Here is a 16,315-nt window from a genome sequence, read left to right as displayed (position 1 = left end):
AAATGAAAAAATATTTATATCTATTATTAAGCCTGGTTATTATTTCGTGTTCAACAGACAATGATCTTCTATTGGATCAAAGTATTGAAAATAATCAGGCTCTTGAACTTAAAACTACCCAAGGTTCTGCCAATGTAAACTTAGTTAAGGCTTGGAATTCATACAGCTATTATAGAGGTTATAATACATGGACCAGAAAATTTACAGTCAGAGTTACCAATCTAGCTTACGATAAGCAGGTAAGTATTTATCATGAAAAAATTGATGGTACTTGGGAAGAAATTCCATTGTCATTTACTTACAATCTTGATAGCCAAAATGAAATCTGGGCAGGAGAATATCGATATACAGCAGGTACTAGAGGCAAGATTTATGATGATGAATTTGTTGTTAAGTATGATGTAGATGGAACTACCTACTGGGATAATAATAATGGCAATAATTATAGTATTCAAGAAAAAGAAGTAGGCTCATTTTTTGCTGAGTCTGACCTGAACATAAGTGTTGATCCAGATTATGATAGTTTATATCCTATTTACGGAAGCACAGGTAACCAATTTTCGGTAATTGTGGATGTTAGAAACATTGCTCCAGGAAAAGAGGTAGAGGTAGTATATACCACCGATGGATGGCAAACAACGCAATACCTTTCTCTATCATTTACACCTAGGTGGTATAGCGGTTATCAATATGTTTTAATAAGTCCTAATCAGTTTAATGTAGAGCGATGGACTGGATCTGTAGTGTTGGATGCTTCTGTAAACAGTGTTGAATATGCTGTAGTGTATAAGGTAAATGGACAAGAATATTGGGATAACAATTATGGGAGAAATTATATCGTAAATACATCAAACTAAATACTAACTTTTAAAACCAACAACAATGAAAAAGTACATTTATTTATTAATGAGTTTAGTCGTCTTTTCTTGTACAACCGACGATCTTGCAGAAAATCCAGAGAGTCTAATTTCAAAGAAGGAAGTTTCGACTAAAAATTCAAACCCCGTAAGTTTAGTGAAGTCCTGGACATCATACGGTTCATATAGGGGATACACAACCTATACAAAGAAGTTTACCGTAAAAGTAGCTGATCTTGCTTTCGATAAGCAAGTAAGTATTTATCATGAAAAAGTGGATGGAACTTGGGAAGAAATTCCATTAAGTTATAGTATGGGTATAGATGATCAAAATGAATTATGGACAACAGAATATAACCTTGGCGGCTATGGTGTTTCTCCTGTATATGATGATGAATTCGTGGTTAAGTACGAGGTGAACGGAAACACCTATTGGGATAATAATAATGGTGCTAATTATAAGATGTCAAGAAGCGATGGGTATCTTCTTGCAGATGCTAATGCTAATGCTAATGTTAGTGTAGATACTGATTATGATGGCATGTCCTATGTGCCATATTATGATCAAAATTCGATGAGAGTTACAGTTGATGTTAGAAATCTAGCGCCAAACAAGGAAGTAGGCGTAGTGTATACAACAGATGGATGGCAAACACAAAACTATTTTACGCTTAATTTTCAAAGGTATTGGACAAGTGGTCCATTTTTCTTTATCCAGAGTCCAAACCAGTTTGATATTGAGAGATGGTCGGGTAACGTACGTTTTGATAAATCTTTAAATACTGTAGAGTATGTAGTAGTATATAAAGTAAATGGTCAAGAATATTGGGATAATAATTATGGAAAAAACCATAAACTATCCATATAGTTTTATAATTAGTTAAAAAGGGGAAATTAACTACTGTGTCCGCTTTGCTTTTTATTGCAAAGCGGACTTTTTTATAAAACCAATTCCATTTTAATATTGCTACGTTTATAAAGAGGGTTTTCTTCTATAGGTATTTCAACAAAACCAAGTTTACTATAGATGTAAATGGCATTTTCCAAGATTCGATTTGAATATAAGATGACTTTTTTCCAGCCTTGTTTTTTAGCAAAATCAATGCAAAATTTTAATAATTGTTGCCCTATTTTTTGACCCTGAAACCTTGGCGAAACTGCCATTTTTCCTAATTCATAAACAGCATCTTCTATTTGAATTAAAGAGAACGTTCCTGCGATTTCATCACCTACTTTAGCAAAGAAAATGTACCCCCCTTTATTAATGATTGTTTCTTCACATTGTTCTAGTAACTCTTTGTCAAGAGGTTCTACAACAAAGTATTTCTCTAACCATTCTACATTAAGACGAGCAAAATCCTTTGCATACCTTGGGTCGAATGGTATTATAGTTGCTTTTTGTATAGTATTCATAACTTTAATTTTTCTAGTATCCTCTTACTCAGTGATTTATCTTTTAGTTGATTTTCTAAATGTGTTAAATGGCTTGTTAAACTTATCGAGGTTCCCTCTGTGAGCCATTTAACCTGCTCGTCAATGACTTTCCACAGGGGTAGCATCGTTTGGTGTATTTCTTTTCCTTTTGTAGTAAGTCGAAATATCTTTTTTCGTTTATCGGTTTGATCAGTTTTATAGGTAACTAGTTGCTTATCCATTAACTTTTTTAGAGCTTGCGTGATAGCGGGTTGCGTGTATTGCAGTGCTTCTTGTATGTCAGTTGTTGTTGTCAACTCTTTGTCTATAATTACTTTGAAAATTGGGAAGAGGTAGGGGTCAAAATCGATATGATTAGCATTGTATACTAGCTGAATCTCTTTCATCATGTATTCGCTTAAACGCTTAAATCGAGACCCTAAACCCAATTCTCCATACTGTTGCAAGCTATCTTTCATAAGTATTTATATAAGTGCTTATGTAAAAATAAGAAATATTTTTAAGATTTTAAAATTTCAGACAACAATGATAGAGGAAATCTCAACCACACAAGCTATGAAGACCCGTGAGATCTGGTTTTTACTTCTCTAAGCCCTTCTTTAAAACCTCTTGTATCCCAGCAAGATGATCACTAAACTGCATCATTTGTGCCAGTACTTGTGCCATTTCGTTTTTGTCTCCAAAACCTTTGAGCTTATTGTTCTTTACAAAAGTCTCCTTTATGGTTCCCCACCGTATGGTTTCGTCGCTAGAAATGGTTTGTGTCATTTCTTTATACTTCAATAGGTTAGCTTCTGCTGCACTTGTTAGGGTTTGTGACTCATTTTCATAATGGGAGAGGAGTAAGGTTTGTAGCTCTTTTTTATTCATAATGGGGACTACCTTGGCTACTAATTTACTCATATCTCGATACGACCCTTGCAATTTGAATGAAGGTTCAATACGATAGGTATCTTCCATCGCGGCAGATTTGATATAGGTTTCATTTACTTTCAAGACCGTATTACGAATAGTAACTACTTTCTCTAACACAGCCAAGTAATCTTGTATTTCCTGCTTGGTGTGATTTCCTTTCAATTCGACACCTTCTTGTGAACCGGTTTCTACAATTTCGATTAGTCGATAAATGTCTTCAAAGTATTTACTGCTTAATTGATGTAATACAGGGTTTGATGTCATAGAGTTTTCAATTAAACTTAACTTAAACAAATCTGCAGTATCGCCTATAATATCCCCAAGGTTATAGATATCGGCCCGGTTGGCTAACATATCTGGGATCTGAAATTTTTCTCCGCTTTCGGTATATGGATTCCCTGCCATAATTACACAAAAACGCTTGCTGCGCAAATCATAAGTTTTAGGATTACCATTGTAGACTCCTTCTATTTTTCGAGTTCCATCAGACAGTGAAATAAATTTTTGCAAAAACTCTGGATTACAATGCTGGATATCATCAAGGTATAACATCACATTATTACCCATCTCTAATGCGAGATTTAGTTTCTTTAGTTCTTCTCTAGCTGCAGAATTGTTTGCCGCCATAGGATCTACCGAAGTTACTTCATGACCAATCGCAGGACCGTTTATTTTCATAAATACCAACCCTAATCGGTTGGCCATATATTCCATCAAAGTGGTTTTACCATATCCAGGAGGGGAGATGAGTAACAACATTCCCATACGGTCGGTACGTTTGTTCTCGCCAACACTACCTAATTGTTTGGATAAGTTATCACCAAACAAGGGTAAATATACTTGATCAATAAGTTTGTTTCTTACAAAAGACGAAAGTACTTTAGGTTTGAACTCGTTTAGTTTTAGGGCATCTTTTAATTCCTCTGTTACTTTATGCTTTGCTTCGCGATATGCTTTAAACGCAGGAACTTCTACTTGAGTGAATTGATCTAATTTTGAAATAAAGTCATGATATCGAAACTCAAAAATTCCTTCAGTTATAGTTCTATGACTTCCTTTTAACCCATTAATAGTTTGAGAAGGATTGACATGAATTATTTCTGAAGTTGATTCATCTTTAAATAACAAAGTACTAACGATTTCGTTGGCATACTCTATTTGTGCGGGGCGATTTGTTTTTAGATATGAAGTAACCCATTGTAAAGCAAGATTGATCTTATCGTTCCAATTAACAGTTCCATTTGAACGTGGTTTGATATCTAATTGAAGTGATTTCTTGAGCTTGGTGTATACTTTTTTCTTTTTAAGTTCAGCAACAAAAGCTTCATATAGTTCATTAGCAGTTTGGCTAATACAGAAGGTATGATCATTTTGCAATTCGGTAAACAGATACGCAGCGATTTCATTTGTGCCGTTGTCCGAATAGCCTTCGACTCCGGTTAGTGTCTTAGAAAATGAATTTGTAACTTCTTTGGCTAGATTCGAAATTACTTTATGATATTCGCTGGTATCTGGAAATACATCCAATACTTCTCCTGAAGCTTTGATGGTATTATTCCAGTAGCTTTGTTTTTCTGTATCTAAACTAAACCAAAAATATTGAGCAAAGGCTCGTGTATTTGGCGTAAAGCGTAGTAAACCTAGATCATGATCTTTGGTCGCTAATATTTTTAAAATTTTGGCAGCATCTACATCATGAACACCTTTTATATAGCCTTCAGCATAGTTTTTGCTACTTTCTGATTTTACAAGTTCCAGTAGTTGTTCCTCAGACCTCATGGTAAGACTACGTTTATCGAAGTCTTTTTTATTCGATAAGTCTGTTTGCGCTTCGACAGGCTCACCGTGATATTGCCTAAAAATTTTATAAGCAAGATAGGCTGAACGATAGATTTCCTGGTTTTCAGAAATCAATTCCTGATCCCAGTATTTTTGAGATTGAAGTAATACTTCGTTATTAATTTCCTGATAAAAATCGGTTCCGGTTAGGTGATACGCCAATGTATCATCTTTGTATACAATAGTTAAATCTAGCGGTTGTTTGTTGACTCCAAATTTATGTTTCCCTAATTTGATAATATTTTCTCCATCTTCATAAAGGTCTTGCTTATCTTTTAGTTTACGAGTAGCATCTTCTTTGGCAACTTTTAGTGCGGTTTCTATGGATTCGGCTTTACCGGCATCATCCAACGCTGCAAGTTGAGAAATGATATCCCTCAATTTGTTGATCATCAAATCAGAAGCGAAATATCCATTAATATCAATAACTGAGTCAAAGCTTAGTGCTTTTTTAGAAACACCTTTCAAAATTCGATTGGCAGCATTTTCTAATGCGACAGCCTTTTTATTTCTGGCTTCGATAAGACTATTCTTACGAGCTTCGAAGGCATTGTAAACTTCTTCTCGTTTCTCAATAATCTGAGAAATAAATTCTTCGAAATCTGCAAAACGTCCTTCTAGATCTTCTAATTGAACCGAAACTTTGTTTAATAACTCGTCTGTTTTTTCGGGAGTGTTGGCAATATCCAGGTAATTGATAATGCTCTGATCAACTAACTTGAGCTGGGCAGCAAATTCGGCGGTAGCTTCTTTGCTTCCTAACGACTTGATTTTGTTTTTGATTCCGGCTTTAAGTTGATTGATCGTTGCAAAGATTAACGATATATTATCAATAATTTTGGTAGAATGCGAAGTATCTTCAATCTGAAGGTTAGATACAATATCAATTAACATCTCAAGATCTACTGCAATTTGGTTTACTTCTTCTTCGAGTTTTTTAGCATCAATTACCTTTTTTATCTTTTCTAAGTCGGCATGTCTTTCTTCTACACGAGTATGATAGGGTAGGAGTGCCTTATCGTCTAGTAAGAACTGAACACATCGTTGGGAAATCTTCTCGGTTTGTGCTGCGATTTCGGTCTCAAGTTGCTCAATAAAAGTCGTATCAACGTATCGAATATCTTTAAGTCCAATAACCTCGCCTCTTAATGTTCTTAATTGAGACAATACGTGCACAAAATCATCAATCGATTTAAAAGAGCTGCTTTTGATCTTACCAAAGATAGCTTCGGCTTTCTCTTGAGTCGCTTTGGTAACGTTAGTAGCTGTTTTACGAAGCTGAACTACTTTTTCGAATTCATCAATGGCGGCATTTGCGGCTCCATTAATTTCTTCTAACGGCGCATCTAATCTAAAGGTATCTTCTTCGCGAATCCAATAATAACTATCGATGACATCATTAGAGAATTTAGCAATGTCGTCATACAATCCATCATAGCTATCTTCTTTGTTTAGCAACGTGATCAACGCATGGCACTCGGCCATGGCTTTAACGATATCTTTGTTGCCGATTTTGTAGAGTAAAGTATCTGTATGTTCTGAAGGCAAAACATCTCCTTTCATAAAAGGTGTTTGCCAGATTTGAATGACATGATGTTTGGTTTGTTCATCTTCAGTTTTAAAATAACATAATTCTCCATTTTGAAGAATGGTAAAACCGTTACAAACGATCGGTGTCTTTACTTCTTGTTCAATAACATTGTACGACATTAAGGTGTATAACCCTTTCTCACTTTCGTAGAAGACATATAGAAAATCTTCACCGTTAGGAGATACTATTTTATCCTGAAACTTAACATCAGAAACTTCGTTCGTAAATAATTTATACTCTCCCGATTGTAGATAATATCCGTTTGGATAGATAATTCCTTGATCGTCTGGAAGCAATACACAGGCATCTTTGATGCATTCGATCTTTTTGACTTCCTGCATTTTGTGATTATACACAAAATAACGAGGAGACTCCTGGAAAGGTTTGATTTCTAATGTAATCAGGTTTCCTATATCGGCAAATCGATATTGCCCATCATCTAGGGTCTGATCTACATGTTCTACAGGTTCATCCAGGATTCCTTTTCCTTGGTCGGTGTTATCTTCAATCTTAATGGTTAAGTCACCACCAATAGTTTCTACAAATACTTTATCCAGAATAGAAATATGAGGATGTGTTCCATAGCGATGCATATCCCGAGTTACTTCGATCCAATTAAATTCATGTTGTTTTGGGAATTTAAATTCGTGTTCACTACGATTATCTACATAGGTCAATGAACCTTCATTAATTAGCCATTTAAAGGTCTTAATATCCGAAATGCTTTCGCTTAACTGGAAAACCATATGCAAGTAGTTACCCACAACAGCAAACTTTGAAAATATCGTATTACGATAATACTTATAGAGATTAGTAAAATCATCAATAAATAGGGGGTCATTAATAAGATCTAATGGCTTGGCCGAAAAATGATCATTGGTATAGGTGTAGATACTAAATACATCTGCTAAGGTGATCTCTGTTCGAAGCCCGAAATGTACATTATATCCAAACAAACAATATTCACCAATAGTCACAATATCACGGGCAATACAGTTATTCTCTGTATTGATTCTATTATTAGCGATAAGTTTGGTCTCTATGCTACCAAAAACCTCTTTTCGCGCATCGTTAAGCTGTGTAAGACGGTTTTGAAGTTCACCTTTATGTTTTTGCAAACGGTTCTGGATAATTTCATAAGTTCCTCCGTCTAATTGTATGTTGTTTGTGTTTTCTTCTTGCATGTTTTAAATCGAATTTTTCATTCGTTTTGATAATGACTTCGACAAGCTCAGTCTGACATTAGCGTTAGTTTTTCAATCCTTGAGTTTTTGGGTCTATTAGGTTCATATTTTATTAGGATTGAGTCTCCTTTTTTACCCGTTTTATTAAAATAGAAGTCATGCTCATGCCTTAGGATTTCTTGGGTTTTTTGATACTCTCTTCCATCTACTACATATCCATATGTTACATGAAAATTGTCTACATCCATTCCTATGTCACTTTCATGTTTATTAGATGAGATTTTTTCTATAACTGCTCTTGCAGTAACTCCATCCATAGTCAATGCTTCTTTCTTGGCATAGTTATTAAATGTTAAGAAACCAATACTTATCAATAATACTGCAAATACTCCTAAAAACTTCTTATTCATGATTAAATGGTTTAAGGTTATAATCCAGATGCTACTTTATAAATTGTCCATATCGTAATGATGACACTTAAGGATATTACAATTTTATTCTTGATAGCTTGTGTTCGATTTTGTTTTCTCATCTTTTCACGAATCTGCTCTAAAGCTTCCTCAGAAACAGGTTCTATTTTGATGCCTTGGCTTTTGACATCTGTAATTCCATTTATATGGCTAAAAGCGTCTCTTTTATTTCTTCTATCATTAAACTTAATAGAAGCCACCATTGCTGCTATGCTCATAATTAAACCGTATTTAAAAGTTAAACAAATCCCATCTAGTCAATTCCTCGCTACCCCACAGAGAGTTCTTGACTTTCAGGGATTGACTTTTATGGGTCTAAAAATGTTGTTGTGATGGTGTACATATATGTGTTGTGGGGTGTTTTAACCACCTCTTTCTTCCGCAAGGCGGAATTCATTCTCCTCCTTGAAATAAGGAGGAGAGCTCCTTTTGAGTTTTATTTCAGTTTTTTATCAGATAATCCTAATCCACTAGCTAGATTAAACAAATTGGTAAACAGATTGTTTTCGTCTGGGTCTGTTGTTTTTTGTTTTAGCTCCATGAGTAGGTTAGCGATAGTAAGGTTTTTGATATCTTCAGATGAAATTCCGTATTTGGTAGCGAATTCTTTTATTTTTTCTAAAAGATTACCTTTTACATCTTCGCTTCCTAATATAGCATCTTTAACCTCCTGAATGTTATCTGAATGTTGCACCAATCTATCGATCCCCTTGGCTCTGGTAATCTGACCAACAATTTGATCAAAGAACATGGTTTCTCCACCTACGATATCAATATTAGCAGCTTTTAAGGCCTCTCCAATCACTTCTGCTTGCGCATCGGCAATTTCTTTCTGAATATTGACATGTGCCAGATCAACTTGTAATTCCTTATCCAGGCGTAGTTTAAACTCTTCATGATCTTTACCTACACCATCCAGTTTTTTCATTGCTTCGGCTTTTTCTTCGATTCCGGCAGCATCGGCAAGTGCTTTCTCTTTGATTACATCTGCTTCGGCCATACCTTCTTTACGTATTGCTTCGGCTTTAGCTTCAATTCCTGCGGCTTCAGCTTTGGCTTTCTTTTCAATGATTGTAGCCTCAACAAGACCTTCACGTTCATGCGCATCTGCTTTAGCATGCATTACTTGCGCTTCAGACATTCCTAATGTGGCTTCTTCTTTGGCTTGCGCTTCGGCTAATGTTTTACGAGCTTCAGCTTCTTTTTCACTAGCTTCTTTCTGTGCCTGCGCTTCGATATTGATCTCTTCAGCTTTTTGTTTGGCAGCTTCTTTCTGCGCTTCTGCGGCTTTAATCGTTGTGATTAATGATTCCTGAGCATTAGCTTCTGCAATTGTAATTTTTACTTGTTTATCACGATCGGCAGTTTTAAAAGCTTGAATATCTTTCATATTTTCCTGTTCTTCTACCACACCTTTTTCTAAAGTTACTCGATCACGGATCACATCCTGGATATTCTTTTTCTCTACTTCGACTACTTTTTCTTTCTCGATCTGAGCCAGCGTCACTATGCGTTCACGCTCTGTAGCTTCTAACATTCTGTCTTTTTCTACTCTTTCAGTTTCTACGGCATCGGTACGTTGTTTGTTTTTGGCAGCAACGATGATTTGTCGCTCCATGTTTTCTTCTGCAACTTTTACTTTCTCCTGTGTAGCAATTCGTGCTGTTTCAGATTTTAAGCGTTCTTCTTCAGCAACTTTTAATATTTCAGCTTCTTCTCTGGATTTAATATTAGAGATTTCACGTCTTTGTTGTTCTTCTTTTTCTGCTAATTGCTTATCCAGTTCCAGAATTGCTTCGCGAGCTTCTACATCTTGTTTACGAATCACTTTTTCTTCATCACGTTTGATGAGGTTAGATTTGATGTTTTGTGCTGCGGTAAGCTCGGTAATTTTTTTAATACCTTCAGAATCAAGAATATTATCTGGTTTTAAAACACTTAACGAAGTCTGTTCAAGGTCATCTATTGCACAATCATCCAATATATAACCGTTTAGGTCTGTACCTATAATATTTATAATTTCATCACGAAATTCTCGACGAGCTTCATATAATTCTATAAATTCGAATTTCTTACCAACGGTTTTCAATGCTTCAGAAAACTTAGCATCAAATAAATTACGTAAAACATCAATCTCAGAGGCTCTTTCACAACCAATTGTTTGAGCAACATTAATAATGTCAGCAGTAGATTTATTTACTCTAACAAAGAAAGCTACTTTGATATCTGCTCGAATATTGTCTTTACAGATTAATCCATTAACTCCCGTTCTTTCTATTTCAAGTTTCTTTACTGAAATATCCATAATTTCCATTTTATGGAGCACAGGTACTACTAATCCAGCATTGAAGAAAACTTTGGTCCCTCCTGCTCCAGTTCTTACAAGAACTTTTCCTTGGATAATTTTTTTGTACATGGATATGATCCATACAAGTAACCCAATGGCTACTATTATAATACCGATTATGACTACTATTGATGATGTTCCTAACATATTAATTGAGATTTTTTGCTGGTTGTTTATGATTGAAATTTTTCTATTAAATAATATTTTTTGTCTTTGGATTCGTTCACTATTAGTGCTTCCTCACCCGAAGAAATAGTAACTCCTTTAAACCCTTTGGCTTGAACTCGAATAGGGTCTCCTTTTACAATGACTTCAATTTGTCCTAGTTTTTCACCAGAAACAGGAGATTTAACGATGCATCTCCTTCCTAAGAAATCGATTTCTTCTTCTCCTTTATGATTTATCATTTGATATAATTTTGCAATAGGTCTAGTCAATATTTTTGAAACGAACAAGCTTACAACTAGGTTTGGAATTAGTAAAACAAAACCAATCCAGTTTGATTTCCATCCAAAAAAATGAGTAACATTGACAGAAATAAACCACATTGAGAAGAACAATATTGTTAGTAAAAACATCAGAGGTAATTCATCAAAATTGAAATATCTAAGAAACTGCACTCCTAAGCTATCGGTATGACCTTCAACTTGTATGTTTTTTTGTGGTAAATCTACGTCTGGATTATAATTGTCTAAATCTCCATCTAGATCAACATCTATATCAAAGTCTGCAGAAGCGTCAAAATCTACATCAAAAAGATCTAAATCAAATCCTGTAAATATTGTTAGTATCCAATATAATATTAAGAATAAACACATTATTGTAAAGAAGGCATTTACAGGAGAAAATGCTATTTCGAATAATTCTTTCAACGTTATAGTTATTTAGTTATACAATACTGGTTAAGCATAAAATTCCGTATTAGGCATCTTTATCTTTCATACCTAATTGTTCTTTTAGCTTTGCTAAATCATCTTCGGCACTAGCTTCGGTGATGTCTATGGCTTTATCAATTTCTTCATCAATGGTTTTAGATGCATTGGCAATATCACCATAGGCTTCGGCAAGTGCTTCTTCTTGAGTTACTTTTTCTTTCATGCGTTCTAGCATAGAAACTGTGCTCGAACTATCGATCTCTGCCATTTGCTTATTAAGGTTCTTTGTCGCCTTAGAAACTTTTACACGCGCCTTTAGCGTCTTAAGCTCGTTTTCCCACTTACTGATGTTTTGTTTGATCTCCTGCACATTTTTTTCTAGTTGATCTACAGATGTATCAAACTTTTCTGATTCACCTTTGCTACGAGTAACATGGTGCATCGATTCTTCTTTTTTGATTAAAGCTTCTTTGGCTAATCGATCAGCCTCTGTAGTATCTAGATCACCACTTTGTGCTTTTTTGAGAATTAGCATTGCCTTTTGTTGATAATCTTCGGCTTTTGCAGCAAACTCTTCGGTGTCATTTTTAGCTCGTATTGCCAAAGCTTTAACCTGTGCTAAAGCTTCAAGACTTTTTTCGAGATCACTTTTCATATCACGGATGCCTTGTTCGGTCATCTTGATAGGATCCTCCATTTTATCAATTGCAGAATGTGCCTCAGCTTCTCCTATTCTAAATAATCGTTTAAAAAAGTTCATAGTATTAGTATTTTGAAAAATTTATAATATGTTCTGAATATTCACTTAATAATAAGCCCAGGGAATTCAGAGAACCCTCTAGTTCGTTTAAATCTAAATGTTCTACCTGTAAGGTGTCTCTAAAGATTACTTTTTCACCGGTTTCATCGAGTACAAAAGCTCCATGTACTATATCCCGATTTTTTTGAAGTAAGCTTCTATATACAACTTCATTTTTGTTTTTGATGTTAAAAATGTGTTGTTCCATTATTAATATAGGTGGTGCGACTCCAAGAATCATATTTTTGATTCCTTCATTTTCTTTACTGATCATTATAATACCTTCGCCTTTGTTTTCATGAATGATATTATAATTAAGTTTCAGTAAATAGTCTTTCACCAGTTGAAAATGATCTTGCATGTGATGGTTTTTTTTGTTTTTTGATTGATAATTAGTGATTTATTCTGGTTATTTGAAAGTATTTCAATATTACAAAAAGTCACTTAACTTTTCGATAATATTTACTACTAAATTGGCGATATAAAATACAAAGACTAACATGGGTATGTGGATTAAAAGGTTATTAATTTAGTTAAGTTGCTAAAAATTTTAGTAAACCCTTTGTCTTTATTGTATAAAGTGATAAAATTGAAAAGTAATTCTACTAAAATTAGCATTATTCAAAAGTATTAGCTAATATTGTTAGTGTAAATGTACAATTATTTTTGATAATTGCAAATAAAATTAGCAAAAATGTCTTTTTTTGGAAAAAATATAAAGAAAATACGAAGCGTAAAAGGATTAAGTCAGCAAGCATTTGCAGAGCTTTTTGACCTGAAACGTGGTACTTTAGGGGCTTATGAGGAAGGAAGGAGCGAACCTAAGATTGAAACGATTATTAAAATAGCTAATTATTTTAGCATAGCAATTGATGATTTGCTAACTAGTGAACTTACCGTAAATCAACTTTTAAAGTTTAAAGGTGATCTTACTACATATGCCGAGGATGTAAAACGTGAGCAATTTGCATTGATTCCTTGTATTACTGATAGTACTTCGAGCGAGTATATAACGTTATACGACAAAGAAAACTTTATTAAAGAACTACCCACTATTCAATTACCGGTCAATCCGGCAAAAGAGTTTAGAGGATTTACGGTTTCTAACTTAGAAATGACCTCGCATGATAAAGGGTTTTATCCTAAGGATATAGTGATAGGAGAGAAGGTTCCTTCTACGGTTATTAAGAAATTAAATAATGGCACCTTAGTTTTTGTGGTGGTAGATGGCAAATTAATTTTTAGAAGACTATATATCACCAAAGATAATATAGTACTACGAGCAGATCATAAAAATATTGAAGACGAAAAATATCCGTTATCAGAAATCAAAGAATTATGGAGAGTTCGATATGTTTTTTGTAAACGCATACCAGAATTTGGAGATCAAGTCGAAGATAAATTGTTGCTTATCGAACAACAGCTTCAGAAAATGAAAGAGAGATTGGGTTAGAATATCTAGTATGTATTGTCCTGAAAATTAGGAGCACTTCAATGTAAGATTTAGGTATACTATTCTTAAAAGGTTATTATGACCGATTCAACTTTTTTTTAACCGACTTCATCAGAATCAACTTCATATAGAAAGAAGGCACCTCTACATTTGTTTCAGTAAATGAAACAAAAAAGGGAAACATGGAATTCAGAAAAGTAATTTTCTTTCTATTATGTATAGGAATAAATGTCATTAATGCTCAGCATACTATTACTGGTCGTATAACTAATCAAGATAATTCACCGCTGTCTTTTGCTAATGTTATTTTGTATCAGGATAAAACAGAAACCGCTGTCTTTGCAGTTGCAACAGAAGAAGATGGTACATATGTTTTAAAGAATATTAAAAACGGGGCCTATCGTATTGAGGTTTCTATGTTGGGTTATGAAACAAAAAAATCAGAACCGTTTAGTTGTACAGATGAAACAAAGGAGTTAAACATAAACTTCTCTTTAAAATCAGAACAATTAGATGAGGTTATCGTTACCTATAAAAGACCTATTATAAAGCAAACTGCCGAAAAGTTAATTGTTGATATCGAAAAATCCGAAATGGTGAATACCAATTTGCAGGATGTTATGAAAAAAATTCCTGGGGTGATCGTAACTAATGGCAATCTGAATTATGGCGGACAAGGTAATATTAGGATACTTATTAATGGTAAAACAACAGATTATATGGACGTATCTGCACTATTACGTGAAATGCCTGCAGATAATATTGCCAGAGTAGAACTTATACAACAACCCGGAGCCGAATATGATGCCGAAGGTTCTGGCCCGATCATTAATATTATTTTAAAGAAAAATGTAAGATTAGGTACCCATGGTAACTTAAAAAGTACAGTAGGATATGTAGAAGACTTTCTATATGGAACAAGTGCATCGATTGCTAGTTATAAAAATAAATTAAACTGGCAGGCTAGTGCAGGCTATAATAGATCGTCATGGCGAGAAGATTTAATAATATCCCGTAAAGTTTTAGATGAAACCTATGAGCAGACTTCAATTTCTCCATTTGATCCAGAAACTTTTAGAGTAAGTGGGGGACTTGATTATTACATTAATGATAAAAATACTTTAGGAATTAGCGCCAATAGAATTCAATCTCAATCAGATCGAATTACATCAAATAGTACAACTATCATTAATGAAACATCTACCTCAAATTTATTAACCGATAATAGTTTTGATAGAGATCGAATTACCTTCACAGTGAATCCATATTATGAGTTTGATGATCAAAAAAACAAAGTGACTTTAGATTTTAATTATATTGATTACAAGTATGAGAACGAAAATAATTTATTCAAAGTAGAAGATAGTCCGGTAGACTATAATAATCAACGGTATTTTCAAGATGCAGCTTATGAAATCTTTACCTATAAGGGAGACTATAAGCGAACCGCTAGTGATAATTTTAGTTGGGGCGCAGGAGCAAAATATTCAAAAATAGACTCAGATAGTGATCTGCAATCTTTTACTCAAAATGAAGACGGTGTTTTTGTAAATAATGATAATCAGACCAATCGGTTTTTGATAGATGAGCGTATTTTAGCGCTCTATTCAAAATTTAATGCAAAATTAGATAAATGGTCATTTTCTGGAGGTCTACGCTGGGAAGAAAGTGATACCCAAGGGACTTCTGTAACTCAAAATGAAACAAGATCCAGAACTATTTCAAAAGTATTCCCAAGTCTAAGTCTTGGTAGAGAAATCACCAATGAAGTAAGTGCAAATATAGCTTATAGCTATCGTATACAACGACCATCTTATAGTTCCTTAAATTCATTTGTATACTATTATGATCCTTTCACTTTCGAAGAAGGAAATCCAAATTTGAAACCTGCATTTACTAATAGTTTTCGATTTAATCTAACCTATGAAGATCAACCCTTTTTTAGTGTAAGTTATAGGAAAACGACTGATGCTTTGTTTGAAATCATCACCCAAAATGATACATCAGCAGAAACCTCTAGGTCTGTTATTAATCTTGCCGAAAATAATAATTTAAGTGCAAGCTTATTTGGGCCATTAGATTTTATTGAAGGCTTAGATGGTTTTACCGGAGTGATTGTAAATTATAATGAATATCAATCAGAAAGGTTGACTCCGGCTCTAGACCTTTCTCAATGGAGTTTAACCTGGTACACCAGTGCAGAATACAAATTGCCCTGGGGAATAAATTCAGAAATTTCTGGATATTATACGACAGGAGGACTCGAAGGACAAATAGAATACAAATGGATTGCGGGACTTGATATTGCGTTGAGTAAGAAATTTTTAAATGATCGCTTAAAAGTTAGTGTAGAGTTTGAAGAGGTGTTGAATAGAAAATTCTTGGGTACTATTAATTACGATAATGTAAATGCAAGCATAGAGAACGATTGGCCAAGACAAAACTTATATTTACAATTAAATTATAGTTTTGGTTCTAAATTTAATAAAAACAAAAAGAGAACTAACGTATCAAAAGAAGAACAAGATAGGATCAATAATGATAATTAAAA

The 16,315-nt window shown here is 34.1% G+C and carries 13 protein-coding genes; 4 read left to right on the top strand and 9 right to left on the bottom strand.

The annotated features are described in order from the left end of the window. Positions 1-2: 2 nt before the first annotated feature. Together ABW637_RS00210 and ABW637_RS00205 are read left to right on the top strand one after the other, a co-directional pair. On the top strand, positions 3-857 hold the full coding sequence (locus ABW637_RS00210; protein WP_367582603.1) for a hypothetical protein: 855 nt from the start codon (positions 3-5) through the stop codon (positions 855-857). A gap of 25 nt (positions 858-882) precedes the next feature. Further along, the gene (locus ABW637_RS00205; protein WP_367582602.1) at positions 883-1,725 is read left to right on the top strand and encodes a hypothetical protein; all 843 of its coding nucleotides are present in this window, start codon (positions 883-885) and stop codon (positions 1,723-1,725) included. Between the two features lie 71 nt (positions 1,726-1,796). Here ABW637_RS00205 and ABW637_RS00200 read toward each other — a convergent pair whose 3' ends face one another. The 9 genes from ABW637_RS00200 to ABW637_RS00160 all read right to left on the bottom strand — a co-directional run bounded on the left by ABW637_RS00200 (position 1,797) and on the right by ABW637_RS00160 (position 12,672). Next, positions 1,797-2,270 (bottom strand): GNAT family N-acetyltransferase, encoded by a 474-nt coding sequence (locus tag ABW637_RS00200; RefSeq protein WP_367582601.1) that lies wholly within the window; start codon positions 2,268-2,270, stop codon positions 1,797-1,799. After that, entirely contained in the window at positions 2,267-2,749 is a 483-nt protein-coding gene (locus ABW637_RS00195) for a MarR family winged helix-turn-helix transcriptional regulator (protein WP_367582600.1), read from the bottom strand. The genes ABW637_RS00200 and ABW637_RS00195 overlap by 4 nt, the downstream gene beginning before the upstream one ends. A gap of 121 nt (positions 2,750-2,870) precedes the next feature. Next, complete coding sequence (locus ABW637_RS00190; protein WP_367582599.1) at positions 2,871-7,820, bottom strand: DNA repair ATPase; 4,950 nt, start codon at positions 7,818-7,820, stop codon at positions 2,871-2,873. Positions 7,821-7,867: 47 nt separating this feature from the next. Next, the gene (locus tag ABW637_RS00185) at positions 7,868-8,230 is read right to left on the bottom strand and encodes a DUF3592 domain-containing protein (RefSeq protein WP_367582598.1); all 363 of its coding nucleotides are present in this window, start codon (positions 8,228-8,230) and stop codon (positions 7,868-7,870) included. A gap of 17 nt (positions 8,231-8,247) precedes the next feature. After that, on the bottom strand, positions 8,248-8,508 hold the full coding sequence (locus ABW637_RS00180; protein WP_367582597.1) for a hypothetical protein: 261 nt from the start codon (positions 8,506-8,508) through the stop codon (positions 8,248-8,250). 218 nt (positions 8,509-8,726) lie between these two features. Continuing rightward, a complete protein-coding gene (locus ABW637_RS00175; RefSeq protein ID WP_367582596.1) occupies positions 8,727-10,784 on the bottom strand; it encodes a flotillin family protein in 2,058 nt (685 codons plus the stop codon). A gap of 26 nt (positions 10,785-10,810) precedes the next feature. Then, positions 10,811-11,509: a hypothetical protein gene (locus ABW637_RS00170; RefSeq protein ID WP_367582595.1), complete on the bottom strand. Its 699-nt coding sequence runs from the start codon at positions 11,507-11,509 to the stop codon at positions 10,811-10,813. Between the two features lie 49 nt (positions 11,510-11,558). Next, complete coding sequence (locus ABW637_RS00165; protein ID WP_367582594.1) at positions 11,559-12,272, bottom strand: PspA/IM30 family protein; 714 nt, start codon at positions 12,270-12,272, stop codon at positions 11,559-11,561. A gap of 4 nt (positions 12,273-12,276) precedes the next feature. Continuing rightward, a complete protein-coding gene (locus tag ABW637_RS00160; protein ID WP_367582593.1) occupies positions 12,277-12,672 on the bottom strand; it encodes a type III secretion system chaperone family protein in 396 nt (131 codons plus the stop codon). 333 nt (positions 12,673-13,005) lie between these two features. Between ABW637_RS00160 and ABW637_RS00155 the strand changes: the two genes are divergently transcribed. Together ABW637_RS00155 and ABW637_RS00150 are read left to right on the top strand one after the other, a co-directional pair. Next, positions 13,006-13,764, top strand: coding sequence for a helix-turn-helix domain-containing protein (locus tag ABW637_RS00155; RefSeq protein ID WP_367582592.1), 759 nt, complete (start codon positions 13,006-13,008; stop codon positions 13,762-13,764). 182 nt (positions 13,765-13,946) lie between these two features. Next, positions 13,947-16,313, top strand: coding sequence for an outer membrane beta-barrel protein (locus ABW637_RS00150; RefSeq protein ID WP_367582591.1), 2,367 nt, complete (start codon positions 13,947-13,949; stop codon positions 16,311-16,313). Positions 16,314-16,315: the final 2 nt, after the last annotated feature.

The sequence above is a fragment of the Aquimarina penaris genome, from assembly GCF_040786285.1.
Lineage (GTDB): Bacteria > Bacteroidota > Bacteroidia > Flavobacteriales > Flavobacteriaceae > Aquimarina.
This window is presented reverse-complemented; position numbering and strand designations above follow the sequence as displayed.